At 44.7% G+C, this 26,307-nt stretch carries 25 protein-coding genes; 9 read left to right on the top strand and 16 right to left on the bottom strand.

The window, feature by feature from the left end:
- Positions 1-241, top strand: a 241-nt coding sequence (locus J7529_RS12275; RefSeq protein WP_318729194.1) for a hypothetical protein, incomplete at its 5' end; no start/stop codon positions are given.
- 59 nt (positions 242-300) lie between these two features.
- On the opposite strand, the gene J7529_RS12270 is transcribed toward J7529_RS12275, so the two are convergent.
- The 3 genes from J7529_RS12270 to J7529_RS12260 all read right to left on the bottom strand — a co-directional run bounded on the left by J7529_RS12270 (position 301) and on the right by J7529_RS12260 (position 4,962).
- Positions 301-2,565, bottom strand: a complete 2,265-nt coding sequence (locus J7529_RS12270) for a ribonucleoside-diphosphate reductase subunit alpha (protein ID WP_318729193.1) — start codon at positions 2,563-2,565, stop codon at positions 301-303.
- A gap of 162 nt (positions 2,566-2,727) precedes the next feature.
- Complete coding sequence (locus J7529_RS12265; protein WP_318729192.1) at positions 2,728-4,035, bottom strand: AAA-like domain-containing protein; 1,308 nt, start codon at positions 4,033-4,035, stop codon at positions 2,728-2,730.
- A 90-nt stretch (positions 4,036-4,125) separates the two neighbouring features.
- Positions 4,126-4,962 (bottom strand): PEP-CTERM sorting domain-containing protein, encoded by an 837-nt coding sequence (locus tag J7529_RS12260; RefSeq protein ID WP_318729191.1) that lies wholly within the window; start codon positions 4,960-4,962, stop codon positions 4,126-4,128.
- 781 nt (positions 4,963-5,743) lie between these two features.
- Here J7529_RS12260 and J7529_RS12255 point away from each other — a divergent pair.
- The gene (locus tag J7529_RS12255) at positions 5,744-6,511 is read left to right on the top strand and encodes an SIMPL domain-containing protein (protein ID WP_318729190.1); all 768 of its coding nucleotides are present in this window, start codon (positions 5,744-5,746) and stop codon (positions 6,509-6,511) included.
- Positions 6,512-6,546: 35 nt separating this feature from the next.
- Here J7529_RS12255 and J7529_RS12250 read toward each other — a convergent pair whose 3' ends face one another.
- Positions 6,547-6,900: a single-stranded DNA-binding protein gene (locus J7529_RS12250; RefSeq protein ID WP_271945228.1), complete on the bottom strand. Its 354-nt coding sequence runs from the start codon at positions 6,898-6,900 to the stop codon at positions 6,547-6,549.
- Positions 6,901-7,092: 192 nt separating this feature from the next.
- On the opposite strand from J7529_RS12250, the gene J7529_RS12245 reads away from it, so the two are divergent.
- The 4 genes from J7529_RS12245 to hetL all read left to right on the top strand — a co-directional run bounded on the left by J7529_RS12245 (position 7,093) and on the right by hetL (position 10,298).
- Positions 7,093-8,130, top strand: coding sequence for a rod shape-determining protein (locus tag J7529_RS12245; RefSeq protein ID WP_271945225.1), 1,038 nt, complete (start codon positions 7,093-7,095; stop codon positions 8,128-8,130).
- A 5-nt stretch (positions 8,131-8,135) separates the two neighbouring features.
- Positions 8,136-8,924, top strand: a complete 789-nt coding sequence (gene mreC / locus J7529_RS12240) for a rod shape-determining protein MreC (RefSeq protein ID WP_271945223.1) — start codon at positions 8,136-8,138, stop codon at positions 8,922-8,924.
- Positions 8,925-8,933: 9 nt separating this feature from the next.
- The gene (gene mreD, locus J7529_RS12235; protein ID WP_271945221.1) at positions 8,934-9,509 is read left to right on the top strand and encodes a rod shape-determining protein MreD; all 576 of its coding nucleotides are present in this window, start codon (positions 8,934-8,936) and stop codon (positions 9,507-9,509) included.
- A gap of 63 nt (positions 9,510-9,572) precedes the next feature.
- Complete coding sequence (gene hetL, locus J7529_RS12230; protein WP_318729189.1) at positions 9,573-10,298, top strand: heterocyst differentiation pentapeptide repeat protein HetL; 726 nt, start codon at positions 9,573-9,575, stop codon at positions 10,296-10,298.
- Positions 10,299-10,367: 69 nt separating this feature from the next.
- Here the strand turns inward: hetL and cheB are convergent, their stop codons facing one another.
- The 5 genes from cheB to J7529_RS12205 all read right to left on the bottom strand — a co-directional run bounded on the left by cheB (position 10,368) and on the right by J7529_RS12205 (position 16,693).
- Entirely contained in the window at positions 10,368-11,375 is a 1,008-nt protein-coding gene (gene cheB, locus J7529_RS12225) for a chemotaxis-specific protein-glutamate methyltransferase CheB (RefSeq protein ID WP_318729188.1), read from the bottom strand.
- A 6-nt stretch (positions 11,376-11,381) separates the two neighbouring features.
- Entirely contained in the window at positions 11,382-12,500 is a 1,119-nt protein-coding gene (locus J7529_RS12220) for a tetratricopeptide repeat protein (RefSeq protein WP_318729187.1), read from the bottom strand.
- Positions 12,501-12,522: 22 nt separating this feature from the next.
- Positions 12,523-13,398: an FkbM family methyltransferase gene (locus J7529_RS12215; RefSeq protein ID WP_318729186.1), complete on the bottom strand. Its 876-nt coding sequence runs from the start codon at positions 13,396-13,398 to the stop codon at positions 12,523-12,525.
- Between the two features lie 275 nt (positions 13,399-13,673).
- Positions 13,674-14,495, bottom strand: coding sequence for an ATP-dependent sacrificial sulfur transferase LarE (larE, locus tag J7529_RS12210; RefSeq protein ID WP_318729185.1), 822 nt, complete (start codon positions 14,493-14,495; stop codon positions 13,674-13,676).
- Between the two features lie 284 nt (positions 14,496-14,779).
- Positions 14,780-16,693: a transketolase C-terminal domain-containing protein gene (locus tag J7529_RS12205; RefSeq protein ID WP_271945207.1), complete on the bottom strand. Its 1,914-nt coding sequence runs from the start codon at positions 16,691-16,693 to the stop codon at positions 14,780-14,782.
- A 155-nt stretch (positions 16,694-16,848) separates the two neighbouring features.
- Here J7529_RS12205 and J7529_RS12200 point away from each other — a divergent pair, with 155 nt between their 5' ends.
- Positions 16,849-17,043: a heavy-metal-associated domain-containing protein gene (locus tag J7529_RS12200; protein ID WP_318729184.1), complete on the top strand. Its 195-nt coding sequence runs from the start codon at positions 16,849-16,851 to the stop codon at positions 17,041-17,043.
- Between the two features lie 3 nt (positions 17,044-17,046).
- Entirely contained in the window at positions 17,047-17,928 is an 882-nt protein-coding gene (locus J7529_RS12195) for an ABC transporter permease (RefSeq protein ID WP_318729183.1), read from the top strand.
- A 71-nt stretch (positions 17,929-17,999) separates the two neighbouring features.
- Here J7529_RS12195 and J7529_RS12190 read toward each other — a convergent pair whose 3' ends face one another.
- The 5 genes from J7529_RS12190 to J7529_RS12170 form a co-directional block, all read right to left on the bottom strand.
- Positions 18,000-19,697: an NAD+ synthase gene (locus J7529_RS12190; protein WP_318729182.1), complete on the bottom strand. Its 1,698-nt coding sequence runs from the start codon at positions 19,695-19,697 to the stop codon at positions 18,000-18,002.
- Positions 19,698-19,802: 105 nt separating this feature from the next.
- Positions 19,803-20,531: a hypothetical protein gene (locus tag J7529_RS12185; protein WP_271945195.1), complete on the bottom strand. Its 729-nt coding sequence runs from the start codon at positions 20,529-20,531 to the stop codon at positions 19,803-19,805.
- Positions 20,532-20,544: 13 nt separating this feature from the next.
- Complete coding sequence (locus tag J7529_RS12180) at positions 20,545-21,279, bottom strand: NUDIX hydrolase (protein WP_318702313.1); 735 nt, start codon at positions 21,277-21,279, stop codon at positions 20,545-20,547.
- Positions 21,233-21,892, bottom strand: a complete 660-nt coding sequence (locus tag J7529_RS12175; protein ID WP_271945189.1) for a nicotinate-nucleotide adenylyltransferase — start codon at positions 21,890-21,892, stop codon at positions 21,233-21,235. Before J7529_RS12175 ends, J7529_RS12180 begins: the two co-directional genes overlap by 47 nt.
- 4 nt (positions 21,893-21,896) lie before the next feature.
- On the bottom strand, positions 21,897-23,279 hold the full coding sequence (locus tag J7529_RS12170) for a nicotinate phosphoribosyltransferase (RefSeq protein ID WP_318729181.1): 1,383 nt from the start codon (positions 23,277-23,279) through the stop codon (positions 21,897-21,899).
- A 494-nt stretch (positions 23,280-23,773) separates the two neighbouring features.
- On the opposite strand from J7529_RS12170, the gene J7529_RS12165 reads away from it, so the two are divergent.
- A complete protein-coding gene (locus J7529_RS12165; RefSeq protein ID WP_318729180.1) occupies positions 23,774-23,914 on the top strand; it encodes a hypothetical protein in 141 nt (46 codons plus the stop codon).
- A 167-nt stretch (positions 23,915-24,081) separates the two neighbouring features.
- Here the strand turns inward: J7529_RS12165 and J7529_RS12160 are convergent, their stop codons facing one another.
- Entirely contained in the window at positions 24,082-24,564 is a 483-nt protein-coding gene (locus J7529_RS12160; protein WP_271945183.1) for a DUF1824 family protein, read from the bottom strand.
- Positions 24,565-24,622: 58 nt separating this feature from the next.
- Complete coding sequence (locus J7529_RS12155; protein WP_318729179.1) at positions 24,623-26,296, bottom strand: ATP-binding protein; 1,674 nt, start codon at positions 26,294-26,296, stop codon at positions 24,623-24,625.
- Positions 26,297-26,307: the final 11 nt, after the last annotated feature.

The raw sequence follows: 26,307 nt of genomic DNA, 5'->3' as shown, positions 1-26,307 counted from the left end.
CTTGCTGACTATCCACCTTTATATCCCGAATGTGCCAAAGGCACTCTGGGAAAGGGGTTTAGGTCAAACGGGTCGCACCATCATTGAGTTGCATGAGATTAGTGGTTTCACCAAACCAAATGGTTCGATGTTCGGTATCGTCATTTCCCCCAGGGTTGAAAATTGGGTTAACCGTCATTTTTTGGCGATCAACTGGGTGTTTATGATTCATCATATTCGTAGCCTGATTGGGAGTGAATGACAAAAAAATGGAAGCAGTTTATAATCTACTTCCATTGTCCATTTTTTGCAAATATGGAGTTAATTGGCGCAAGAACTACAATCCGTTAATCCTTCTTTAAAGTCATCCCGTTGTACAGTTCGGACATAGTATACCGCTTTACATTTTTGCTCCCAAGCCATGATTAAGGTTTCAAAAATATCTTTGGCTTTGAGAGTGCGTTCGGGTTCATCCTGAAAATAGATACCAGTATTCAAATTGAAGAGGAGTTCCATGGAAATACCGGTGTCAATCCATTGCTGAATAGTGGAGACAGCAGCCACTACTTTTTTCTGTTCCAAGTGTTTGTTTTCTTGGTAGTACCAAAAGGAATTAGTAATAAATGGGGGAGCAATGGGTACGCTGCCTTTTGCCCATTTATCGTAGAAGAAGCGGCTATAGGTGGGAAGAATACTGGCGGTGCAACCTTGGACGAGGGAAGAGGAGGTGTTGGGGGCGATCGCCGTAATATGGGAATTGCGAATGCCGTATGTTTGGATATCCTGTGACAATTGTTCCCAACGTTGCGGCTGTTCGGAGTTTTCCCGAAACCACTCTACTGGTTTAGCACCAATTAAATTTCCTTTACTCCACTGACTCCCAGCAAAGCTATTATAAGCACCACGCTCTTTAGCTAATTCCATGGATGCATGGGTACACCAATAGCCCATCTCTTCAAATAAATAACTCATTTGAGGTAAGTCTTCATAGGAGAGCTGGCGTTTGGCTAACCAATCGGCTAATCCCATAGCTCCTACACCAATAGTGCGATATTTCTGATTATGGGTTTTACTGGCTGGGAACGGAGGATGGGTAATTTCGATGGTGTTATCTAACATCCGTACTGCCGTTTGGCAAATATCAGGTAATTCCTCTATCTCTAAGGTAGCAAAATTGAGACTATTCAAGTTGCAACAATGAGCCTCAATCCCAGGACTGACATTGCTAAAGGATTCACAACAGAGATTAACGCCGGGAATGTAGCCTTGATGCGAGTTGGGGTTAGCGCGGTTAATGGTATCTTTGAATGCCAGATAAGGCATACCCGTCTCTACCTGGGTACGCATGATCGTCTTAAAGAATTCCCTGGAATTAATCCGGTTATACAGGTTCAGGGTACGGCCAACTTCCGCTTCAATGGTTTTATAAGCTTGCTCAAACTCTTCACCCCAGAGTGTGGGCAGATCGATGCCCAGCTTGTTTTTTACTTCATAGGGATCGACTAACGTCCAGTCTTGTTTGGCAATAACCCGTCTCATGAATTCGTCTGCAATCACCAATTGGGGGAAAATGTCATAGGCTTTGCGTCGTTGATCCCCGTTTTCGGTTTGCATTTCTAGGAATTCCAAGGCATCCAAATGCCAAATATCGAGGCTGACGGTAACTGCACCCGCCCGTCTTCCGCCTTGGTTCACCGCGATCGCTGTATCATTAAGCAATTTAATCCACGGTACCACTCCTCCAGAAGCATTGGATTTACCCATCACCCAAGATCCCGTTGCCCGAATACGGCTCACATTTACCCCGACACCGCCACCATTTTTGGAGATGCGGGCAGTATCGGTTAAGGTTTCGTAAATGCTCTCTAGGTTGTCATCCATGGCAGTAATGAAGCAACTCGACAGAGAACCCCCAGGAATTCGCAGGTTAGCTAAGATGGGGGTAGCCAGGGAAATTTTCCGTTGGGCGATCGCCTCATAAAACTTTTTCGCCCACTTCAAGCGGTTTTGGGGTTCCTCCACCGACGTGAGCAGCAGAGCACAAGTCAGATACGCTTCTTGCGGCAACTCATCCTTGAGCAAATACCGCTTAGTTAACAGTGTTGCCCCAGCATAATCATAATCCGTATCCCAATCGGGATTAATCCAACTGTCCGCAATTTCTAATTCATCGGGAGTATAGGTTAAAATTCGCTCATCATATTCATTCGCTGCTACCTTACGAGCCACTGTTTGCGGATAATCGCCATATTGATAGCCCCTACCCGCTAGAGTATCTTTCCACAGACTCCACATATGCAGCCGTCCCGCCACATAACGCCAATCCGGTTCTGTCGGAGAACACAACTCTAAGCTACAATTAATGAGGTTTTCCTGAATTTCCCTAGTCGTCACCCCATTGCGTAGACGAGTCGTTAATCCAGCCTCTAAAGGAATAGGATTAGCCTGGGTTCCCGAACAAGCCCACTCTACAACAGCGCGAATCTTAGTGACATCTAGAGCTGCAAGAGTTCCGTTTCGCTTAATCACATGAATCGGGGTTGTGTGAGGAGTAGGGTCTGTTATGGAGAGAGTTGGTTGCATCATAGGGGAATCAATGAAGTGATAAGATTCTAATGTACTCCATTTTCCACATTTAGTGATAGAGTTTGACAAAATTTAAGTTTTGCGCTACATATAGGAAAAAATCGCATACTACGTTCATCTTCCCACCCATCTTTCCATGAACATGTATTTATGGAAGCCAATCTAAAGGCGATCGCCAAAATACCGACGATATAGCCCATTCGCTACTCTTACCCCATTCTTTCCCAACTTCACCAGACCCAAGCTTTCAAGCTGAAACTCTAGAAATGGAGATAATCTTACAGCTTCTTGAGCTTGAACGACCTCTTGAAACCCACGCAAGAGAGTACTATTTCTTTGGAGAATTTGCCCATAGAAATGTAAGTGTTTGTCGAAGATCAGCTCTCCATCAACACTATCTTTCAAAAAAGTCTTGAAACTGAGATAATATCCAGAAATAGCGTATAAACTCAAGCCTACTAAATAAGGATGTCCTCCTGTAAGCTGCATTAATTCTTCAACTTCAGAAGAGGTAAGTTGTAGCCTAAAACGGCGTTTCAGCTCATCTACTTCTAACGTTGTAAAGTAAGGCATTTTAATCGATTGCCCCATTTGTATAGGAGAACTTTTAAGATTAAGTTCAGCATAAATATCTGTACTCGTCACTAATATAAATCGTAATTTTTGCCAAGCATTACTTTCTGGCAATCCGTATCCTGAAGCTTCATACCAGTAATTCAGCAAGCGTAAGAAATCAATCGAAATTGAAAGATTGTTGAATAATAAATCAAACTGATCAAGTACAACCACTAAAGGGGAATGGATTTGCTTTAGTAAGTGTTCTAGTAAATGAGTCGATAATCCTTTACAGCCTAACCCATCCCTAGAAAAATCGCCTTCAGAAAGTGACAGGTTCAATCGATGATATAACTCATAAATCAGCCATCGTAGAAACGGATCTAGATTCTCTAAAAACTGTGGGTCAACCTGTTCCAAACTTAAGGGAATAACTGTCAGGTTTTCTTGTCTTGCTCGATGCACCAGTCGAATCATCAGAGAGGTTTTCCCCATTTTCCTAGAGCCAACAAGACTTAAAGCCCCTCCTGCATGAGACAGGATTTGAAAAGCCAGTTGCTCTATAGGTCTACTAATATACAACTCAGAGTCAAGAGATAAGCGATCGCCAGGAACCTCAAGTAAACCACTGTTTCGATTTCTGGTTGCCAGGTAATTCTTTACTACAGAAGTAAAACTTTTTTTGCTAACCGGTTCCCCTAAAATGTCCGATAAGATACGCCATATATAGGGAGCGGCCACTTGTTGAATATACTGGGAGGAATAATTTTCCTGAACTGCAATTTGATGATAAGGAATTGCTCCCTCTTCCCAGGAACCGTGGAGAATGGCTTTTTGAATAGGACTTAAATGCTTACCTGTTTTCCGTCGCCACCGTTGTTCAATAAACAGCAAAGCTTTCTCAAAACTGGTCATAGGTGCGTATTGAGTTCACTGTACCTCAGTATAATACGCACCTATAGACAGGGATGATAAATTCACATATATTTACTGAACTCTACTGAGTTAGTTCGCTTTACGCTTGAGTCCAGTGACTGCGCCCATAGCACCTACCGCTAACAAGCCCAGGACAGAAGCTGGCTCAGGAGTCTTAGCTGCCACTTGTGCTTTGCTAGCAATGGTCATATTGTCAAAGGCAAACAAATCTTCATACGACCCTTCGGGGGAAATCCCTTCGGGGGCAAAGATGAGTGGTGGAGCAGTCATGTTGAACGAGACACTATTAATTAGTTCATCATCGTTTTCAGCAATGAGTCCAAAATATAAAGCTGAACCACTCGTCCCACCACTCCCGCTTTGGGTATTGGGAACTGTTACAGTTTTTTGACCGCCATTAGCTAAATTTAGAGTCAGGGACAGTTGACCGCCAAAGTCGCCAATATCTACACCATTAAAGCCAAATGCTGCTACCTCTTGACTAAAGTCAATGGAAAACCGACGAGTATGACGGTCATCCCTATTAATATAGGGCTGAACTTGCAAAAATTTTTCGCCAGAGGTGGCATAACGACCGAAGTCTGTTGTGCCAGATGCCTGGTGTTTAATCGTTCCATTTCCCTTTAATGTGGCTACTCCCGCTGCGCCAAAATCAAGATTAATTGGCCCTTTTGTACCATCAGAAAAGCCTTCAAAGGTTTCTACTTGCGAACCGACTAGCCCAGAGAGAAAGTCGTTTTGGGCTGCGGAAGCCTTAGGAGTGCTCGATAAGGGGGTAGAAGAGGCCCAACCATTGTTTAAGTCTTCTCCAAAGAAGAGGCGATAGGCTTGAGCGGAAGGCTGAGTCGCAACGAGAGCGAAAATAGAGGTTGCAGCTGTAATTGCTAAGGTTTTAGTTGCATTCATTAGTCGGGACTCCTGTAACTTTTTTTGTATTGTTCCGATATATCCACTATGACCGATAGACCCATTGATGAACATACCCAAATGTCATAGGATTCAGTGACCAAGGGGTTTCGGTAAGTTTGAGTAAACGACTCTATGGTTTCTTGAAGCCTTTATATGGTTTCGTTCAGCCTTTATGAAGCTTTTAAATTTGATTCCTATCCTCTACAGTAGTATCACTATGGTATAACTTATGGTGTTTCAAAAGAGAGGTCTGTTTCATCTATTTTTGTTTTTGTCAAGCCATATAATTTATAATCTGGGCCAAGTTACTTAAGGTCAATGTGCCTTCAAGCGGAAGCTATATCAAAAAAAATACGGCTATGCACGCGCCGCATAACCGTATAGAAAAGTTCTAGGAGTTTATGTTAACACTTTTACTGAACAGAAACCTTTGAATCAGCTACATTAGCGATTTTTTAGTCCCTTCACATAACTCACCTGAGCAGGTTGTTAATCCGGCGCTTCGGTTCGTTGCGCTTCAGTAGTTTATTTATAAACCTTTTTATTCTCTAATTCAAGAGTAATGAGGGTAACTGTACATAAACGTCATAAAGTCAACGGTCTTGATGAAGTTTGTGTAAACACAAGGGGGGCGATCTACGGAGAAATCTCCTGAAATGGGGAGTAAAGAGTTGGGAATAGACAAGAGTTACAAAAATGGTAACCGTATCCTCGGATCGGGATCGGTCAGACAAACTAAGAGGATATAGACACACTCTCAGGAGGATTGACTCTCATTATGCATCCAATTTACAAATCCAGTTCTACATCTGGCCAAGGTTGGGGACGTTGGTCTATCTTGCCTTTGGCTCTAGGGGTAATAGGGTTTTCAGTAGTGATGGGAAACTTCTATACTCCCAAACCCGTTAATGCTCAGGAACAACAGCAACTGCTGCAAACCTTAACGGTAACTGGAAGAGGGATAGAACGGATTCCAACTACCCTAACTAGGGTCAATTTAGGGGTACAGGTTCAGGGAAAAACTGCCCAAGAGGTACAAGCACAAGTGGCTCGACAGTCTTCAGCGGTGGTGAACTTACTGCAAGAGCGTCAAGTGGAGCGTCTGGAAACAACCGGTATTCGGTTAACACCGAATTATAGTTATAGCGATCGCACTCAACGCTTAATCGGTTACACTGCCACCAACACTGTGAGCTTTCGCATCGACACTTCTAAAGCCGGTAGCCTCATTGATGACGCAGTACAAGCAGGAGCCACTCGTATTGATGGGATTAGCTTTATTGCTACTGATGAAGCCCTTGCCGCAGCCCAACAAGTTGCCCTCCGTCAAGCCACCGCTGATGCTCAAAAACAAGCCCAAACCGTTCTAGATGCCCTCAATCTTACCTCTCGTGGTATTGTTAGTGTTCAGATTAATCACGCCAGCGCGCCCTCTCCTATCCAGTTGGATCGAGGAAACTTTGCACGAGCAGAATCTGCCCCAAGCCCAGTTATCGGGGGTGAGCAACAGGTAGAAGCCTCGGTTACCCTAAACATTCGATATTGAAGACTTGGGTACTGATTCAGCAGACTCGATACCGATCAGAATTCGCTGTGCATTCCTTGTGTTTCCTCATCTCGTTTAGATCCTAAAAACTCTAAGCGATCTACTGTAATAATGGGACTCGATCGCTGGGCTTGAGTCGTATAATCTTGCCACTGATTAATCTCTAATCGACCAATGACCCCAATCTGTCTGCCCTTACGGACGTAGTTGGCTGCCAGTTGAGCCGTTTTGCCCCAAAGATTTAGATTAAACCAATCCGGTTCATCTGTTCGTCGGGTGGGACGATTGACAGCCAGCGTCAGTCTGCATTTGACCGCACCTGACTCAAAATACTTCACATCTGGGTCCATACCAACACGACCCACTAAATGTACAACATTGAGATCCATCTTGAATTACACCATTGCTAATGATGAACAATTAATCTACTTTAGCGGATCGAAGCGGTAATGGGGGGATACAGACTAGATTTAGGGCAACTGACTGGACGGTAACTCAAAAACATAATAGAATCCACGTCAGTTATTATATTTTTACAATTCTAGACATTTGGACATATTGAAGTCGGGAGAGAAAAAAAGGTGGGCGTATTTAGTCGATTTTCAAGAGATATGGGTATCGATCTCGGTACTGCAAATACATTAGTTTATGTATCGGGCAAGGGAATTGTGTTGCAAGAGCCATCGGTGGTGGCGATAGACACGGAAACCAAAGCACCTTTGGCAGTTGGGGATGATGCAAAGAAAATGCTAGGTCGGACTCCAGGAAATGTAACGACATTTCGACCCTTGCGGGATGGAGTCATTGCCGATTTCGACACGGCTGAACTGATGCTTAAGCATTTTATTGAACGGGTGCATGAAGGTAAACAGGGATTGATCCCCCCACGGATGGTAATTGGCATTCCTTCAGGTGTTACCGGGGTAGAGCGTCGAGCGGTGATGGAAGCCGCTTCCCAAGCGGGGGCGCGGGATGTATATTTAATAGATGAACCCGTAGCGGCGGCGATCGGAGCCGGCTTACCGGTGGCTGAACCGACGGGGAATATGATTATTGATATCGGGGGCGGAACCACAGAGGTTGCCGTTTTGAGTTTACAAGGTACGGTAATTAGTGAGTCAGTGCGTGTCGCTGGTGATGAACTGAATGAATCGATTATTCAGTATATGAAAAAAGTCCACAATTTAACCATTGGGGAACGGACGGCCGAAGATATCAAAATTCAAATTGGTTCAGCCTATCCCACCCCAGAGATTGATGAAGGGGCAATGGATGTTCGGGGGTTGCATTTACTGTCAGGTTTGCCCAGAACCGTTAGCATTAAGGCGGGTGAGATTCGCGAGAGTATGTCAGAGCCGTTATCGATGATTATTGATGCGGTAAAGCGGACACTAGAGCGGACTCCTCCAGAATTAGCGGCTGATATTATCGACCGAGGGATTATGTTAGCTGGGGGTGGCGCACTGCTTCAGGGTTTGGATACTCTGGTGAGCCATGAAACGGGAATTGTGACCCATGTGGCAGCAGATCCTTTGAGTTGTGTGGTTTTGGGCACGGGCCGAGTTTTGGAAAACTTTAAGCAGTTAGAACGGGTTTTTAGTGCGCGATCGCGGATGTAAAGTGAATGTATATACGTCAAATTCGTCGCTGGTGGGAAAGACATTGGTTAAACTTAGTGCTGATGGTGGTTGGCCTAGGTTTGGCGGTTTATGTGCGGCAAACTCAAGGTACTTTGGTGTTTGAACTCTATGGCCGTCTGGTAGAACCCTTCCAAGGAAATCCCCCTCAACAAGAACAGTTAGCAACGGCACGGGTGCTGGAGTTAGAAGCGAAAGTGGAAGAACTCGAACAGCAAAATAGCCGATTAAAGCAGTTAATTGACTATCAGGAACAGTCAAATCGGGAAGGGGTGATTGCTCCCATTATTGGCCGCAGTGCGGATCATTGGTGGAAGCAAATTACTCTGGGCCGAGGGAGTTTGGATGGGATTGAGAAGGATTATATTGTTACGGGTACTGGAGGCTTGGTCGGCCGGGTCATTAGTGTCACGGAAAATACCAGTCGAGTGTTACTCTTAAGCGATCCCACTAGTCGGTTAGGGGCAACCATTCGAGTGGGAAAAGACCGCAGTTATATGGGAATCTTGCATGGCAGGGGCCAAAGTAAGGCGGTGATGGAGTTTTTTGATAAGGTTCCGGAAGTGAAACCGGGATACAAGGTGTTTACCTCCCCCTATTCTCCTCGCTTTCAATCGGGTTTATTGGTTGGGATTGTTGAGTCAGTAGATTTGAAAAAAAGTCCTGCTCCAGAGGCACAAGTTCGGTTTTCGGCTCCCATTGGTCATTTAGAGTGGGTCATGGTTTCTGAGGGTAAACCGGCTGTGGATTTGGAGTTGAATGAGTTAAATGAGTAGAAATAGACTGTGGTAAAACAATTGCTCGATCGCCTGGCTTCTTTGGGCCGTTTGGTTAATATTAGCCTAACGGGTTTGTCTATCCTGTTGTGTGCCCTGATTATGTTTACCCGATTACCGGGTATGGAGTTGTTGGGAATTGGGGTAAATTGGGCATTGGTGTGGGTGGTGGTTTGGAGTCTGAAGCGCAATGCTTGGCAAGGGGCGATCGCCGGTTTAGGCTTAGGTTTACTCCAAGATGCCCTCACCTCTCCCTATCCTCTCTTGGAAAATGGGGTGGTTAATGCCTCACCCACTCATATGCTGGGATTGGTTTTAGTCGGATTTTTGACGGGTAAATTCCAAAAAGATCGGTATTTCCAAGAGGATTTTATTTCGGTGGCTCTACTCACCTTCGGGATGACGCTGTTGGCGGAGACGGTGATTGCGCTTCAGTTGGTGTTGATTGGCGATCGCGATTTCTCCAGTATTTGGTTAGCTCATCAACAAATTGCTCTATGTTCAGCCATTCTCAGTAGCCTTTGGGCCCCAGTAATTTATGTGCCCATGAATTTGTTTTGGGAGCGCTTCTGGCCGAATAACTAAGAGTTCTGGCGATCGATATCCTATAAGTAGCCATCCTTGGTAGAGTAAAGATTGTTTGCGATCGTGGCAATAGAACAAGGTTGGACAACTGTGGTAAATCTATCTGAACTACTAGAACGGTATAATCGAGGGGATCGCCAATTTCAAGGACTTGACCTCAAAGATATAGAATTAGTCGAGATCGATTTCTCTGATGCTGATTTTTCCGGCACAGATTTCCGACAAGCTCGACTGGGAAAAAGCAACTTTTCTGGCGCTCAACTGAATGGGGTTAACCTCAGTGAAGCTTTACTCTGGGGAGCTAACTTAACACAAGCTAACTTGACGCAAGCCATTTTACGCGATACGGATTTGAGTGGAGCCAAGTTAGACCAAGCCAACTTAACTCGTACTAATCTCATCAAAGCGAGTCTTTGTGGTGCAACGTTGAAAGGAGCTAACCTATCCCAAGCTATTCTGCTCGATGCAGATTTACGCCCCACTTCTGATCAACCCACAAACTTAGAAGACGTTATCTTCTCAGAAGCTAACTTAAGCTACGCCAATCTCAGCCAAACGATTCTCCACCGAGCGAACTTAGATCGAGCCATTCTCTGTCGTGCCAATTTAGGATTAGGGCGAAGACTACGAGGGTTTCAAACGGATTTACGAGAAGCGAGTCTGCGCTATGCTGACCTCAGTTATGCGGATTTAACCGGAGCGCTCTTAAGTCATGCGGACTTAACGGGAGCCGATCTCACCGGTACAATTTTGACAGATGCAGATCTTGGGGGAGCGTTGCTTCCATAGCAGGGGGTAAAATTCTCTCTCCAGTTGGTTACTCGCCTTACTCGAATACTGTGTCATGTCTGCATGAACTCATCTAACTATTCCCCATCTCCCCATCCGGGACATGATCCCTTTGGGAATAGCATCTAGGGATAAAACCTCGATCGCCGCCTCTAACTCTATAGCCGCTTTCGGCATTCCGTAAACCACACAACTGTGTCGATCTTGGGCAATGGTGTGCCAACCTTGGCCCTTGAGTAACTGTAATCCTTCTGCCCCATCTCGACCCATTCCAGTCAGTAAAACCGCGATACCTTGATGGGTATAGTGTTGAGCGAGGCTCTTAAAAAATACATCTACAGAAGGACGATAGGGGTTATGGCGGGGATCTTGGGTGTAGGCAAGCGTTAAGTTGGGTTTGAGGTAGAGGTGATCGTTTGTACCAGCAACGAGAACTGTTCCGGAGAGCAGGCGATCGCCGCTCGCTGCTATTCTGACCGGTAAGGGGGTTTGTTGTCGCAACCAGTCTACTAAGCCACTGGAAAATTGGGCATCCACATGCTGAACAATAACAATAGCGCCTCTAAAGTTAACCGGGAGTTGTGAAAGGATCGTGGCTAAGGCTTTGGGCCCACCTGTTGACGCTCCAATGGCTACTAAGGGAGGGGATCGTTTTGGGAGGGAATGGAAGGATTTTGAGGGAGTAGGTTTGAGAAGTTTACCCACTTTAGCGACTTTAGAGAGCAACCGATCAGCACTATTGGGGGTTATGCCACTCAAAACCGGTCGATCAACTGCATCGATCGCCCCCTGTTCTATGGCAGCATAAACTTGAGCCACCTTTTGTTTAGCATTTGCAGTCACGATGAGAATGGCACAGGGGGACTGTTTCATAATTTGCCGGGTTGCTTCTACACCATTGATCGCCGGCAAATCCAGATCCATTAAGATTAAATCCGGCCGGTTTTGATGGCATTTAACCACTGCTTCTGCTCCATCCGATGCTGTCCAAATCACTTGGTAGTCAGCCACACCCTCTAACATCCGTTGCAGCGTAGCCGTGGCGATCGCCCCATGATGAGCAATTGCAATTCTCATGAATATTTAATCTGCTTTACGGCAGAATACTAAGCCACTGTACAGGGCAAAAGCGCGATCCCAGGTGGTTTCTGTTTCTGCTCTACGGAAAATATCAATATAGGGGCGAATCTCGGCAAACAAATCTCTTGGATCTGCCACTACTTTAGCTTCCTGTAAGACGGTTTCCGCAAAAGGGGTAAAATCTGACCAAAGGGGAGTCTGGGGCAGATATTGAATCATCACTTGAATTAAGCTATTCCATTGAAGACGGGTACTCAGTTGAGAGCGAGGAGTATCTGGGGGAATAATCCCTACACTATGATGAAAGTCAAAGGAGCGATCGCAAAACCGTAGTACACAATTTCTCTGGGGAAGATGTAAATCACACAGATAAACATAATCCTGAGTGCGCTCCACCCTCTCCTGTTTTCCGCTCACTAACATCACCACTGATTCAAAAATAGGTAACTTTCCCTCCACCCGTTGTGCCACTTCTGACCATTCAAAACTCAACGTTCCCAACTGATTGGATTCATCATGGCACATTATACTAACCGTTTTTCCCAGTTCCGAAATCGACTGCACCCGAAACACCCGGATCTGCTCAATTTTCTCTAAATTCACCCAAAACGCCGGAATTCCCACCTCTCGCAATTCTTGACCATAAATCCCCAATTCGCCTATATTCCCCGTGCGATGCAAACGCCAAAACCGTCCAGGGAGTTGCCGTTGGGCACTATAAGAGTCCAGGTTCATGATCCGCGAAAATTCTTTGGCTGCTGCTTTACGCGCTTCTCCAATGACGGGTTCAATAATTAATAGGCCAGGTTTGGCTTGGTTCGGATCTTTGCTGACTCTGGCGATCGCCTGTTGTCGTTGTTGCTGTTCCTGAGCTTCTTTTTGGCTTTGCAGTCGTTGCAGTCCAGAGCGAGCTTGAGCAACAATTTTCGGATGTTCTGCTTGCTGTAATAATTGCCGATAAATGGATTCAGCTAAGTCCAGTTTCCTTTTTTCCTCATATAATCGTCCCGCATACAGTCGTCCCCAGGGATTTCGGGGTTCTTTTTGCAAGAAATTCTTCAGCAAGTTTTGGGCTGTACGATAGTCTTTCCGTTTAAAGGCTTTAGCAATTTGGTCAAGCATAGCGATCGGGGGAACTGCTGTATTAGGAATTTGCTATTTTTTCAAACTCTGCCACTAGTCTAGCAGGAACTATAAAAATCATTTTAGTTCGGTACTTCTTCGGCTGTTCTTGAATTCTCATCAATTGAGGCTTAGATTGATAATTCTCCTTGCTTTTTGGCTTCACGAATGCATAACACGAAAAGCCAATAGATTCAATGAAATTTAGTAGTTTTGTATTGGGGTAAGCCTCAGATAAAACCAAGGGTTGATCTCGGGAAAGCAGTTTTTTTGCGCCTAATAAAATCTCAAAATCTGCGCCTTCAGCATCCGTCTTAATTCCGGCAACTTTTACTGAAGGAAACTCAGTCATAAAATTTTCTAAGGTGTTAACTTTGACCGTCATTTTTTCAACTTCATCTTCTATCTTAGTTCTCACCAGTGAATTCAGTTCAGGCATGGCTTTCAAAGAAATTTCCATGGTTCCCACTTCAGAGTACAGTGCCTCTTTCACAATGTGACAATTTTGAAACTGTGAAATATTATCTTCTAGAATTTTAATGACTCTTGGATCGGGTTCAAAGGCATAAACTTCACGCGATAGTGGAGCTGCAAGCAAACTGTAGTATCCAATATTTGCACCGACATCAATAAATATTTTTTCCCGATCTAAAAACTGAGTTAATAAAGCTTCTGATCCCCAATCTAACTTCTCTCTTTTGAGGAAAAGCTCTGTACCAAACCGACTTCCAAAAGGTAATATCATTTCCACATTGTTGAATAAAACCATTTTTTGATTGAGTTTGAGGATCTTATGGAATCCACGCAATCCATAACGGTATAAAAAGTTTGAATAGCCAATTTCTTGCGCTAGTCTAAAGAAATAGTTAAATTTCCAGGAAAGAATGGAGACGATCATGATTGCCTTAACTTACGAATAAGGATATTAATAATTTCTATTCTATCCATCTTTTTCTACTTTCCAAGATCGGGAGAAGTTTTTCTGATGACAGTTAACGACACTCCCATCAAGAATCAGAGTGCAACCACAGTTGTTCGGAAAATAGAGAAAGATATAGCTGAGAAAGGAGAGTTAGGAAATTTTCTATTGCCTCTTGCCTCAAACCATAGCCTCACTATCCTAATCAACTCTTTCACTGCTATAGATTTTTTTGTTTGTGTTTAACGTTTTAGCTAAATCTTCGTGACTTCCCCCAATACGCGATTGAGTTTGCCGCTGACATAGCCTTCTAAGTCGAGGGTGACATAGAGAAAACCAAAATCTTGAAACTGTTTCACCAATTCCGGTAAATGGGTGGAGAGAACAAAGGATTGAATCTGTTCTGGGGGGAGTTCAATTCTGGCACTTTCCCCTTCCGAGCGTACCCGAACTTGGGTTAAGCCGAGTTGCCGTAAATAGCGCTCGGCTCGTCCTACCCGTTGTAATTTAGAGAGGGTAATTTCTTCGCCGTAGGGAAAGCGAGAACTCAGACAAGGTTGAGCCGGTTTATCCCACCAGGGAAGTTGCAGATATTTGGAGAGTTCTCGTACTTCAGCTTTGGTTACGCCAACTTCGGCTAATGGAGATCGCGCTCCTCGCTCTTTTGCGGCTTGAATTCCGGGGCGATAATCCTGTAAATCATCTCCATTCACTCCATCAATAACATACGGATAACCCCAGGCTTCGGCTAGGGGTTTTAGAGTATCGTGGAGTTCACTTTTACAGAAATAGCAACGATTGATCGGATTCGACGTATAGTTAGGATTGTCCATTTCGTGGGTTTGGACAATTTTATGGGTAATCCCGATCGCCGCCGCCTGCACCTTAGCCTCCTCTAGATCTTCCGGCAACAGAGACGGGGATTCAGCCGTTACGGCTAGGGCGCGATCGCCCAGGCGATCGTAGGCAATTTTCGCCACCAACGTACTATCAATTCCCCCAGAATAGGCAATCAGCGCCCGATCCATTTGAGTAAATAGGGTCTGTAGACGGTTGAGTTTCTCCGTAATATCCATGTTCTGTTTAGTTTACCCTTGGTCGATATACTGGTTTTCACTCTCTACGATCTCTAGAATAACGGATGATTTCCCCTTAGAGGAGAAAGTGCCCTGACAGGAGTAGGGGGAAACCTTCTCACCTGCAACTATACCTTCTGTTACTCTCTCACTTCAATATGGAGGCTCCTTAGATGAAAACTAAAACTATTTCTAATGCATGATCGGAAAAAATAAACTCAATTAATGTAGAGAAACCGGGTTTCTGCAAGAAACCCGGTTTCTATGCCAATTGGCGATCAGAATTAACCGACTAACGCCTTCACCTTATCCATAATGCCAACGGGGTCAATGCCTTGATAGGGGAACTGTTCCCACAGTCCACCGCATCCTTCCTTATGCACACCCAAATAAGCAAATTTCGGTGTTAATCCCCGCTCCAGTAACCAGGAACCAAACCGGCTACCTAAACCCGTTTTGCGGTTAAAGGATTCAACCACCAAGACAAAGGGAGCATTTCCGACCTTGGTCATCATCTCTTCATCGATTACATTGAGGGTGGATTTATTAATTAAACCCACATCAATACCGTCTTGCTTCAACCGCTCAACCGCATCTAGAGCGCGATAGAGACCATCCCCAAAGCTGACAATATAACCGGCAGTTCCTTCGCGAATCACTTCATCTTTGCCAGGGGTAAAGGTATAGCCTTCACCATAGAGTTCCTTACCTTCACTATCGAGTAAGAAGGGCACTTTAGAACGAGTGGAGAAAATAAACCGCAGTCCCGGTTGAGGGAAAACTGCTTCCACGCAAGCCTTCATTTGTCCGGCATCGGCTGGGAAATAAACCCTGGTTTCATAGCCATCATCTAACCCATTATCGGCAAACAGATTATTGATGCCGAAGTGACAGGTATTGTCTGCCATGTCATCAATTCCCGCATGGGAGAAATGACAGAGGAGATTAGAATAGTTGAGGCGAGCCATGGTAATTTCGGAGATGCACATCTCTAGAAAGGCGCTGAAGGTAGCAAAAATCCCTTGCTTGCCTTTCTCCATGCCAAACCCAGCAGCCGCAGAGAGGTTCCCCCGCTCCATAATGCCGCCACTGACAAAGATCTCTGGATGAGCTGCATGGATTTTGTTTAAGCCACAGGAGCCTTCTAAGTCGCTATCAACGCAGAGAACATTTTGCTTGCGCTCCTCTTCACTCATGCGTCCGAGGATGGCAACTACAGATTCTCCAAAGACATTCCGGTTCGAGCCAACTTTGTCACTAGAACCGAGGAAGGTATAGCTTTGTGAAGGTTTTTCAATAGCCTTGAGGTATTCAACAGCGGCGGTATGACCCCGTTGTTCTAAATATTGCAGTGCCAATTTTAAGGAAATGACATCATGACCGTGATTCGATCCTTCGAGTCCTTCGATACCAGGACACATGGGACGCTTGTTAATCACTGCAACAGGGCCAGGAGTATTGATAGCTTCGCAGAGACGACCGTAGAGGTCATCAATGTCTTCTCCATTGCCTTCGAGAATTTTCACGCCATGACCGGCAAGGGTTTGGGCAACGTTAAAGCCGGGTAAATACTTAGATGGATTGCCGGCAATGGTGACATCGTTATCATCAATAATCAGTTTGACATTGATGTATTGGGCGACGGCTAGCCGGGCAGCTTCTGCGTCGTTTCCTTCTTGCTGGGAACCATCGGAACCGAGACAGAAGACTGTTTTGCCAGGGTTGGCTAGGGCAACTCCATTAACGTAGGGCCACATATGACCTAAACGTCCAGAACTAAATTTTACACCGGGAGTTAAACCGAGTTCGGGGTGTCCGGGGAGGTGGTGATGGGCTTCGCGATAGTGGAGCAGTTTTTCCGCTGGCATGTCTCCATTAAGGACGGACATGAGGTACTGGGTTCCGACGCGGTGTCCAGCTTCATCGAAGAAGATGGGGACAAATTTATCAGGTGCTCCCCGGAAGAAGGCATCGAGAATCATGACTTCGGGTACGGTATCGTAAGGTCCACCTGTGTGTCCGCCGACACCTTTGGCTGCACCGGTTGCGGTGAAGAAGATGAGGGTATCGCGACAGAGTTGAATGTTGTATTTGAGGGCTTCCCGTTGTTCGTCGGTGAGTTGGGGTTGGCTGGGGTCGAGGGTGAGAGCTTTGTAGCTATTGATATCAATAGCGAAGTTGTCGGCAATAATGGTCATAAGGATTTTTTTAGTTGAATTGAATTAAGGGCCAGTCGGACACTAGAGTACCAGGAAAGGGGATGGGGGGATAGGGGGATGGGGCGATCGGGAGATTGCTTGGTAGCGCGGGGGATGACACAATACTAGGGTTGAGTAATGTAAGGGTTAAATTTATGAAGTTGGAGTTTAAGGTTCCGTCAATGGTTTGCGAGGGCTGTGTCGATACCGTGAAGAAGGCGATCGCCAAAACAGACAGTAGCGCCCAAGTCAATATTGTCTTGGAAACGAAAGCGGTGACGGTGGAAACAGGTTCGTCAGAGCAGGAGATCCATGGTGCAGTTACGGCGGCTGGCCATACGGTAGCTTAGATTATGGCTTCTGTTAAGTCTGGATGGTTTTCTCGGTTGGTGGGGCGATCGCCGAATCTTTCGATGCGGTTAATGGCGATCGGCATTGTCATTACCCTATTTTTCCTCATTGTTGCCCTGTTTGCCCCGGTTTTCCAGGCTTGGGGATGGTTGCAAGATCCCACAGAAGCGCTGATGAACCCGCCCCAAGCACCGCCTTCTGGCCAATATTGGTTTGGTACAACCCGGTTGGGCTATGATGTGTTTTCTCGTACTTTGTTTGGAGCGCAAGCGGCTTGGAAAGTGGTGATTTTAGCCACGCTCCTGAGTATTATGGTGGGCGTGCCTCTGGGGTTGGTGAGTGGTTATAAGGGCGGTAAATTCGATCGCGTTGTCCTATTCGCCATGGATACCCTTTATACGTTGCCGGGCTTATTGTTGTCGATTACATTGGCGTTTGTGGTGGGACGAGGGATTTTCAATGCGGCGATCGCCCTTAGTATCGCCTATGTCCCCCAATATTATCGTGTCGTTCGCAACCACACCATCAGCGTCAAAACCGAACTCTACGTGGAAGCGGCGCAAGCCATGGGAGCCTCAACTTGGCGCATTTTAACCCGCTATTTATTCCTCAATGTGATTCAAAGCGTGCCCGTATTATTTACCCTCAATGGAGCCGATGCGATCATGACATTAGGGGGTTTAGGATTTCTCGGTTTAGGGTTACCTGAAGACATTCCGGAATGGGGACACGATCTCAGATTAGCCCTAGAAGTTCTACCCACAGGTATTTGGTGGACTGCCCTTTTTCCTGGCATGGCGATGACATTGATGGTGGTGGGGTTATCCTTAGTAGGTGAAGGATTGAATGAGTGGGTGAACCCGAAGTTACGCAATCAGACGTGAATAGCTTTTGGGGATTTTGAGTCACGTTCTGGATCATGTCTTAAAACCTCTGATCGTGCTTTCCGTCTTTCTTATTCTTTACTCGTTAGACTGGGAATACCTTTGGCGGCGATTGGCATTCGCCATCCTGTACCGAAGGCTCTGGAGGTGATTTTCAAGCCAGGAGGCGCTTGGCGACGCTTAAATTCAGCCCGTTTGACCAAGTGTAACACTTTATTGATGATGGCTGGATCGCGACCTGCATCGGCGATCGCCTCCGGGGATTGATGATCGTGGATGAGACGCTGGAGAATATCATCGAGGGTATCGTAATCGGGGAGAGAATCCTGATCGCATTGATTAGGTTTGAGTTCGGCACTGGGGGGTTTAACTAAGATATGTTCGGGGATAATTTCTTTTCCTGAACTCTGGTTGAGCCAACGACAGAGGCTATAAACGCGGGTTTTGGGAACATCGGCGATCGCCGCTAAACCGCCGTCCATATCTCCGTAGAGTGTGCAATATCCGACTGCTATCTCCGATTTATTACCGGTAGAAAGAAGCAGATGACCAAATTTATTGGCGATCGCCATTAACAGGTTTCCCCGAATGCGAGATTGGATATTTTCTTCCGCTACACCGGGTTTTGTTTGAGCAAATAGGGGTTCAAGGGTGCGATCGAAACCGCTCATTAAGTCTCCAATGGCAAGAGTTTGGGTTTGAATACCGAGGTTTTGAGCCAATTGCAGAGCATCCGTAATCGAGTGTTCTGAGCTATACGGGGAAGGCATGAGGACACCGAGAACTTCAGACGGACCGATCGCTTCTGCGGCGATCGCTGCGACTAAAGCAGAATCAATTCCTCCACTTAATCCCAACACAATTTGACCAAACCCACATTTACGAGCATAGTCCTGAACTCCTAATACCAATGCTGACCAAATCTCCAAGTTTTCATCCTCAGAAAGAGGTTGAGAATCGCCCAGCAAATCCTGCTGTTTTTGATCGAAAGTGAGGACTTGAAAATCAGACTTAAATCCTGGTAACTGAGCCACAACTTTTCCCGTTTTATTGACCGCCAAACTATGACCATCAAAAATCAAATCATCATTACCACCGACCTGATTCACATAAAGAATCGGGACTTGATATCGATTGGCGCTATAGCTTAACATCGAGCGTCTTAACCCTGGCTTATTTAAGCTATATGGGGAGGCAGATAGATTAACAACAATATCCACATTTTTATCCATTAAATCCGCCAAAGGATTAATGGGATAAGACCGCTTCCCCCAAAATTGTTCATCATTCCATAAATCCTCACAAATGGTGACTCCAATCCTCAGATCGACTCGATCCGTCTGTATGACTAACACTTGACTTTCATGGCCCGGTTCAAAGTAACGGTCTTCATCAAAGACATCATAGGTTGGTAGCAATCGTTTATGAAATTCAGCTAAATTTTCTCCGTTGTAGAGAGCTACAATACTATTAAATAATTCTTTTCCTCCCTGTTTAGTTGCGGATACATTTCGGGTTACTGTCCCCACACAAACTATCAAATTTTGTGGGATTTTCTGAGCTAAATCTTCGATTAAGTGATTCATTTTATCAACGAAAACTGGATAATTTAACAAATCACGGGGAGGGTAACCACAAAGAGATAATTCAGGCGTGAGCAAGACTAGAGCGCCCTGAGCAGCAGCAATTTCTGCTGATTTGAGGATCATTTGGGCATTTTTTTCTAAATCACCAATAGTGGGATTGAGTTGAGCGATAGCAATTTTCATAAATTATAGCGCTTTGCGCTGGTAATGGGGAATTGGGTACAAAGAAACCCTAGTTGTCACCATATCCTGAAGACAAGAAAATAGGATTTAATTTAAACAAGCTACTTATTTTTCAGCTTTTTGAATTAAAGAAATTAACTTATTTCTCACAAAAATAAATCGACCTTTTACATAGTGTTTTCCCAAGGTTTTTTCCTCGAATTCACCCAGATCTAGCATTTTTTCCTTACACCCTTCTCGAATATGGCATAAGACCTCTTTGGGGACTCCGGGAAATCGAGCAAATAAGTAATCACTGGCAATTAAGTTTAAGGCAGATTTGCCCAAATGAGAGAAATCGCGATAGGGTAAACCACTCCCCGGATAATTTGGGGGAATGAGGGGATTATCAATTCCAATGACTTGCCCCACAAACCAATCCCGAACCTGATAAAAATTACAATCGAGGTAAATGAGACCCGTGAGCAGTTTTAGGAACTCTCCTAAATGAATCAACCGTTCATCAGACCAGTGTCCGGGATGATCGACCCGAATTTGTATCCAATTGGTTACTTCCAATTGCTCGGCTAATTGTCCCAAGGTTTTCGGTTCTAGAAATTCAATCCAAGCTTTGGGTCGTTCATAACAACAATCAGCGGCAATCATCTGTAAAACTGCTTCTCCCAGAAATAGCAAGCGATCGCCTGATTCATCGAGAGCTTTGCCCTCCATTAACACTCGACCTGACTTCAGCAGTTGCCAAAGATATTCCTTTTCATTAAACTGATAACGAATTGTTACTTCAATCCGTTCGGCTTGATGGATTTGTCCGGGGTTATTGTAGATTTTAGTCATGCGATCGCACTCATCAAATAAACACCATGGGTTTATCTTTTAGTAAATCGAACGCTTCCGCATCAAATCGATAAAGGCTGGCAGGTCTTCCTGCTCCCCGTGATGCTTTCACCCCTGTGTCATAGAGAAATCCCAACTTCAGCAACCGAGCGCGGAAGTTAGAATAGTCTGAAAAATTTTCCCCTAACACCGTAGTGTAGAGCTGATACAAGTCGTTGAGGGTGAACATCTCCGGTAGGACATCGAAGGCCACGGGACTATATTCCAATTTGTTGCGTAAACGTCTGTAGCCATATTCTAGGATCTGATTGTGATCGAATGCTAGGTCTGGCACTTGATGAATGGGATACCAAGCAATACCACTGACTCCATCGGCAATGAGTTGAGCTTCGTCAAAACGCACTAAGGCAAAATAACTGACCGAAAGATACCGAACTCCATATTGATCGGGCGCTTCCCTCGGATCGCGTCCAGGGTCACCAAAGCTATAGAGTTGTTCCAGATAGAGATTTTGGACGCGAATTTTTTCTGAGAGAATGCGATAGGCTGCTTGTTCAAGGGATTCGGAGCGACGGACGAGGGTTCCGGGTAAACTCCATTGATTGAGATAGGGGTCTTCATGACGCATCACTAGGAGGACGAGGAGTCGGTTGAGGACGCTATCAACGGAAAAGATGACGTTATCTACGCCCACCTTAAAATCAGCTAACGGCTCTTTGTGAGTTTGTTTTGAATGGCTCTCTGGCATGATACAACTGCTCCCGATGGATGTAATCCTGGATGGGAGGCGTAATAACTTGGGTCTCCTTTCTTTCACGATACGCTGTTGAGGACACAGGTGGAACATCAAAATCGGCGATCGCCACTTCTGCTCCCAACTCGACGAGCGCTTGGACTTGCTCTGACTTGATGGCATAGCCCGATCTCGGTACAATCAAAACTTCAACGTTCTCCAATAAAGTTTTGATTTGATACCACTTGGGCATTTGGGCGATCAGATCGGAACCTACCACAAGGATAAACCGTTCTTGAGGCCAGAGGTGACGGGCTTCGGTTACTGATTCTAGCGATCGCGAATAGCCCAGTTGCGGATATAAGCCAATATTAGGATATTGGTCTTTGAGATTTTCGATCAATAGGTCAAGCATCGCCAGACGATGATCTAAAGGGGTTTGGTGATTCTTAAATGGATTATTTGAGGCCCAAACTGCTACATAATCATAGTGTTGGCTCAACCATTCAAGAATCGTTCGATGTCCCTGAGTGGGTGGATCGGCGCTGGTTCCAAAAAGAGCAACAGTTTTGAGCATAGGTAATTGGTCATTGGTCATCGGTAATTGGTCATTGGAGATCTCCCCCATCCCCCTATCCCTCCATCTCCTCGATCAGTTGTTGTAGTTTAGCGGAAATTTCCATGGGGAGAGGGGTGGGATCTTCTAAATAGCGACAGGAGGGGGGAAGATTCAGGACACAGGTGCGGGTACGCTCTTGGATGATATCCAGGGAGTCGGGAGGGACGAAGGGTTGTCCGGCTTTGAGCATGGGTTGCAAAAGGGGCATTTCTTCCGGTTCAGGGGATTCGTTGATTAAACCTAGGCGATCTCCACTATATTTTCCCTCACTAGATCGCCGAAAGATTTGTTTGCGTCCGGGATAACTGACTTTATCGATGGAGCGTTTCATGACGGGTATCTGTTCAATGTCTACCAGTTTGTAGACTCCATTCACTGGGGAACCGGTAACTAATTTTGTTCCTATTCCATAACCGTTAATACAAGCCCCTCCTTGGTTTAAGCGCTGCATTTCATATTCGTCAATGTCTCCACTGACAAAGATGGGAACTCCAGGTAACTGTTGGCGGATGTTCTGCGAAAGGGAAACCAGATCGCCCGAGTCTAGACGAATACCGGCAACATCTAGAGTTCCTGCTTGCATCTGCTCGGCTAACCGTTCGGCTGCTGCCAGACTATCATAGGTGTCGATCAGTAGGGGAGCGCGGGGAAAATAGCGGTAAAAGGCTTGAAAGGCAGCATCTTCTGTGCCTTCGCAGGCGGCGATCGCCATAACTAAAGAATGAGACATCGTTCCGACTGGGTTGCGACCCAATTTCAGGGCGGCTAGTACATTGGATGTACCATCCATTCCCCCCGCTAGAGCGGATCGTGCTGCCCACATTGCCCCCTGGGGACTAAAGGCGCGTCTGGTGCCGAATTCTAGAATTGAGACCTTATCGCCAGCCCTATCCCGCATTCGGGCAGCTTTGGTTGCGATTAGGGTTTGATAATTTAAGGTATTGAGTAAATAGGTTTCTACCAGTTGAGCTTGCCAAAGGGGGGCTTCTATTCTCAACAGGGGTTGATTGGCAAAAATAGCCGTTCCTTCAGGTACAGCCCAAACATCGCCAGTAAATTGAAATTGAGCTAACTTTGTCCAGAATGTTTCAGGCGCATGGTTAAAAATGCCGGTTGCTCGTAGCGCTTCGATCTGAGCAGGCGTAAATGCTAGGTTTTGCAAATACTCCAGTGCCGGTTGCACTCCCATGGCAATCAGGTAACCGAAACCTGGGGGTAAACGGCGCGTGAACAGTTCAAAGCTGGCTCGATGTTCCTCTATACCTTCACCGATGTAACAGGCGTTCATCGTGAGCTGATAGAGGTCTGTCAATAGGCTATTGTCTTCTGGGTTCAGGGTGAGTAAGGAGTCTTCCATCTTGGCGATCGCCTCCTTTAAGGCTACTTCCCTTCTCATTATAGTAGATATAACCATAAATGTGTCAACCATTTTTTCAGAAACTCGAATTCACATCATCAAAAACAAGACATTAGCTCGCTTATTCTCGTGTTAGCGATCGCAGAAATGGCTATCTGCCCTTATCTATTATAGTTTTTGACACCAATATTGCTTGTCCCCAATCTTCCTGTCCTCTTACAGCATTTTGCTTGCGTTATGAAACACAAGCTTGAATCCTCTCTCTCCATGTACCAGAACCCTATTCCCTATTCCCCAGCGCAAAGCGCTGTATATAGAGCCTCTCCCCTTATTATGAAGTAATCACTCACCATCTTCTTTATCTAAATACATGAAAAAATCTTCATGTATTTTTGCAACTATTCATATGACTAAACGCAACAGAATATAAAGAATAGTAGCGTAGCGATCCCACTTGTCAGGGGATTGCTATAATCAAAATATAGAAGAATCAATCAATGATCTCAATTGCAAGAAAGGAGAGAGTTATGAATATGTTTTCTGCTATAAACGACATAGTGATGTATATGTTTGATGCGATTGGCGAAATCTTTAGCCCTAACCGCGATCAATATCCCAGCGTTGGCGTACAACCGTTTAATGGTGAGTCTTTGTCTGAATGGATAGAGTTCTAATCTGTGTTGAAACTTTGTGAGAGAAACGCTTAAGTTCTATGCATCTGTTGACCTTCCCGGTAGTTTATTCCTAAACAAGCTACCGGGTTTTTGATGTCAGTTTTAACAAGAGTCTTAAGCCACTTATCTCTCAAGAACCCATCAATCGCTGGTCTTAGACGAACAATTTAAGACTGAGTAACGATTACATGATCGTCAAATAGATTTAAAGGGAAATATCCAAAGGTTCCATTGAGTTGATCGTAGTCAGAAGATAAACAAGAAATCAAAACGCCCCGATAATCTCCAGTATAACTATCGTGATAATGGGCTAAGGTCTGGCCATTGAATTTAATATAAACTGGTTCATCGATTGCTGGTAGCTGCACCAGATTAAAGGGAACCGGATAGCCCAAAGCGCTCAAATAATGGGCAAGAGCGGTAAACCCTTCCGTCCCTTGATCGGCACAAACCCCAAAATTATGATGATCGGCTAGACTTGTAATCTGGATTAACTGCGATCGCAGTTGCTGCCGTTGCTCTGGTACACTCAGATCCACAGACTCCGGTTGCACGCTAAACACCTGAAGATATTTCAGAGCAGCTTGGGTTTCAAGACTCAAAGATAACGACACAATGGATAAGGATAATAGAACTGCAAGCCATATCATACAGTGCTTCGCACTAGGGTGGGGAAATGGGGAAAAACTCCTACTTATGACTCATCCCTCATGACGGATTACTGATTAACATCTGCTGTGTACAAGGAATCTCAATTATAAATGCTGTCCCTTCTCCCAACTGAGACTGATAATATAGCTGTCCTTTATGTTGATTAACCACAATTTGATAGCTAATAGACAATCCTAAACCCGTTCCTTTACCCACTGGTTTAGTTGTGAAAAACGGATCAAAAAGGCGATCTTGAGTCGTTTCATCAATACCAGGGCCATTATCCCGAATCTGAATCTGAAGAAATCTATTTTCCGTTACCTGAGTCACAATAGTAATTTGACCGGGCTGTTCAGAACTCACTCGATCTTCTAAGGCATCAATTGCATTAGCTAAGACATTCATAAACACCTGATTTAACTGACTGGCATAACATTCCACCCTAGGCAAATCTCCATAGTCTTTAACAATTTCAATTCCTCCCAAATCAGGGTTCGGCTTGATACGGTGCTGCAAAATCATCAAAGTACTTTCAATCCCTTCATGAATATCTACTTCTTTCCTTTCTGCTTCATCAAGACGAGAAAACGTCCGTAGCGATTTGACAATATCTCGAATTCGGATAGCCCCTGCTTTCATTGAATTCAAAATGTCTTTAATATCTTTTTTCAAAAATTCCAGATCGATTTCCTCAAAGACTGCTTGTACGCCTTGACTTGGCTGAGGGTAATCTTTCTGATACTGATTGATCAAATAGATAAGATCGTTAATATATTGTTCGCAATAATTAAGATTGCCATAAACAAAGTTAACTGGATTATTAATTTCATGGGCAATCCCTGCAATCATTTGCCCTAAGCTAGACATTTTTTCATTTTGGATTAATTGAGATTGAGTCTCTTTAAGCTCGGCTAGCACCATCTTTAACTGGCGATTGCTCTCTTCTAGTTCCGTAGTTCGATCAATAACCTTTTGTTCCATCATTTGGTACGAATCCGATAGTTGTTCCGCCATATTATTGAACGTGTTGGCTACGGACTCAATTTCGTCACCAGTGATGATATTAAGACGATAATTGAGTTCTCCTTTCCCAATTTTTTTAGTCCCATACTGAAGTTGATCGAGGGATTCAATAACCGGTAAAATAATCCATTTCCATTGCCAGAAAACAACAAAAGATAATCCAACGATCAATAGAGCTTGAAAAATGCGGTTATCTCTCTTGAGTTGAGCCGCAGACTGTTCTGTTTGCAATTCCATCGTATGAACGTATTCAACTAATGATTTCAAAGAAAAATTAATGTCTGCGGCAAACCAATTAATGGATTTTAAATCTTGTTTTTGCTTCGTGATGTCTTGGGAATGGGTTAATCTTTTGCTTAACTGATGTAAATCATTATGACGACGACGTAAGATTTCAATTTCGCTAGAATTCGGTAATCCAAGAGATAATTCATCCAAATGCAAAAGAAACTTTGAGTGAGCTTTTTCATATTTCTGGAAGTTAGCTGGAGATTGATCCAGAATGACAAAATCTTTGAGGGAAACAACCTGCTCTTCTAAATTGCGATGTAATTCAAACATTCCCGAAAGATATTGACGGTTAATCTGACGACGTTTAGATAATGATTCTTCAGCTTGATTCACAACCATAATACTGCTCCCCATACCGATGGTAATTGACCCAATAACAGCAACTGAAGATGCAAGAAATTTGGTAGAAATTTTCATAAATTCATCAA

This window comes from Roseofilum sp. Guam (genome assembly GCF_017746735.1).
In the GTDB taxonomy this organism is placed as follows: Bacteria; Cyanobacteriota; Cyanobacteriia; order Cyanobacteriales; family Desertifilaceae; genus Roseofilum; species Roseofilum reptotaenium.
This window is presented reverse-complemented; position numbering and strand designations above follow the sequence as displayed.

Coding starts and splice junctions, on each gene's coding strand:
- J7529_RS12160 (WP_271945183.1), bottom strand. CDS start 24,564: ATGATATGGCTTGCAGTTCTATTATCCTTATCCATTGTGTCGTTATCT.
- J7529_RS12250 (WP_271945228.1), bottom strand. CDS start 6,900: ATGGATCTCAATGTTGTACATTTAGTGGGTCGTGTTGGTATGGACCCA.
- J7529_RS12270 (WP_318729193.1), bottom strand. CDS start 2,565: ATGATGCAACCAACTCTCTCCATAACAGACCCTACTCCTCACACAACC.
- J7529_RS12215 (WP_318729186.1), bottom strand. CDS start 13,398: ATGATCGTCTCCATTCTTTCCTGGAAATTTAACTATTTCTTTAGACTA.
- J7529_RS12255 (WP_318729190.1), top strand. CDS start 5,744: ATGCATCCAATTTACAAATCCAGTTCTACATCTGGCCAAGGTTGGGGA.
- J7529_RS12260 (WP_318729191.1), bottom strand. CDS start 4,962: ATGAATGCAACTAAAACCTTAGCAATTACAGCTGCAACCTCTATTTTC.
- mreC (WP_271945223.1), top strand. CDS start 8,136: ATGTATATACGTCAAATTCGTCGCTGGTGGGAAAGACATTGGTTAAAC.
- J7529_RS12165 (WP_318729180.1), top strand. CDS start 23,774: ATGTTTTCTGCTATAAACGACATAGTGATGTATATGTTTGATGCGATT.
- J7529_RS12220 (WP_318729187.1), bottom strand. CDS start 12,500: ATGCTTGACCAAATTGCTAAAGCCTTTAAACGGAAAGACTATCGTACA.
- larE (WP_318729185.1), bottom strand. CDS start 14,495: ATGGATATTACGGAGAAACTCAACCGTCTACAGACCCTATTTACTCAA.
- J7529_RS12180 (WP_318702313.1), bottom strand. CDS start 21,279: ATGCCAGAGAGCCATTCAAAACAAACTCACAAAGAGCCGTTAGCTGAT.
- J7529_RS12175 (WP_271945189.1), bottom strand. CDS start 21,892: ATGGGGGAGATCTCCAATGACCAATTACCGATGACCAATGACCAATTA.
- J7529_RS12195 (WP_318729183.1), top strand. CDS start 17,047: ATGGCTTCTGTTAAGTCTGGATGGTTTTCTCGGTTGGTGGGGCGATCG.
- J7529_RS12205 (WP_271945207.1), bottom strand. CDS start 16,693: ATGACCATTATTGCCGACAACTTCGCTATTGATATCAATAGCTACAAA.
- J7529_RS12155 (WP_318729179.1), bottom strand. CDS start 26,296: ATGAAAATTTCTACCAAATTTCTTGCATCTTCAGTTGCTGTTATTGGG.
- cheB (WP_318729188.1), bottom strand. CDS start 11,375: ATGAGAATTGCAATTGCTCATCATGGGGCGATCGCCACGGCTACGCTG.
- J7529_RS12265 (WP_318729192.1), bottom strand. CDS start 4,035: ATGACCAGTTTTGAGAAAGCTTTGCTGTTTATTGAACAACGGTGGCGA.
- J7529_RS12200 (WP_318729184.1), top strand. CDS start 16,849: ATGAAGTTGGAGTTTAAGGTTCCGTCAATGGTTTGCGAGGGCTGTGTC.
- J7529_RS12185 (WP_271945195.1), bottom strand. CDS start 20,531: ATGACTAAAATCTACAATAACCCCGGACAAATCCATCAAGCCGAACGG.
- J7529_RS12190 (WP_318729182.1), bottom strand. CDS start 19,697: ATGAAAATTGCTATCGCTCAACTCAATCCCACTATTGGTGATTTAGAA.
- J7529_RS12170 (WP_318729181.1), bottom strand. CDS start 23,279: ATGAGAAGGGAAGTAGCCTTAAAGGAGGCGATCGCCAAGATGGAAGAC.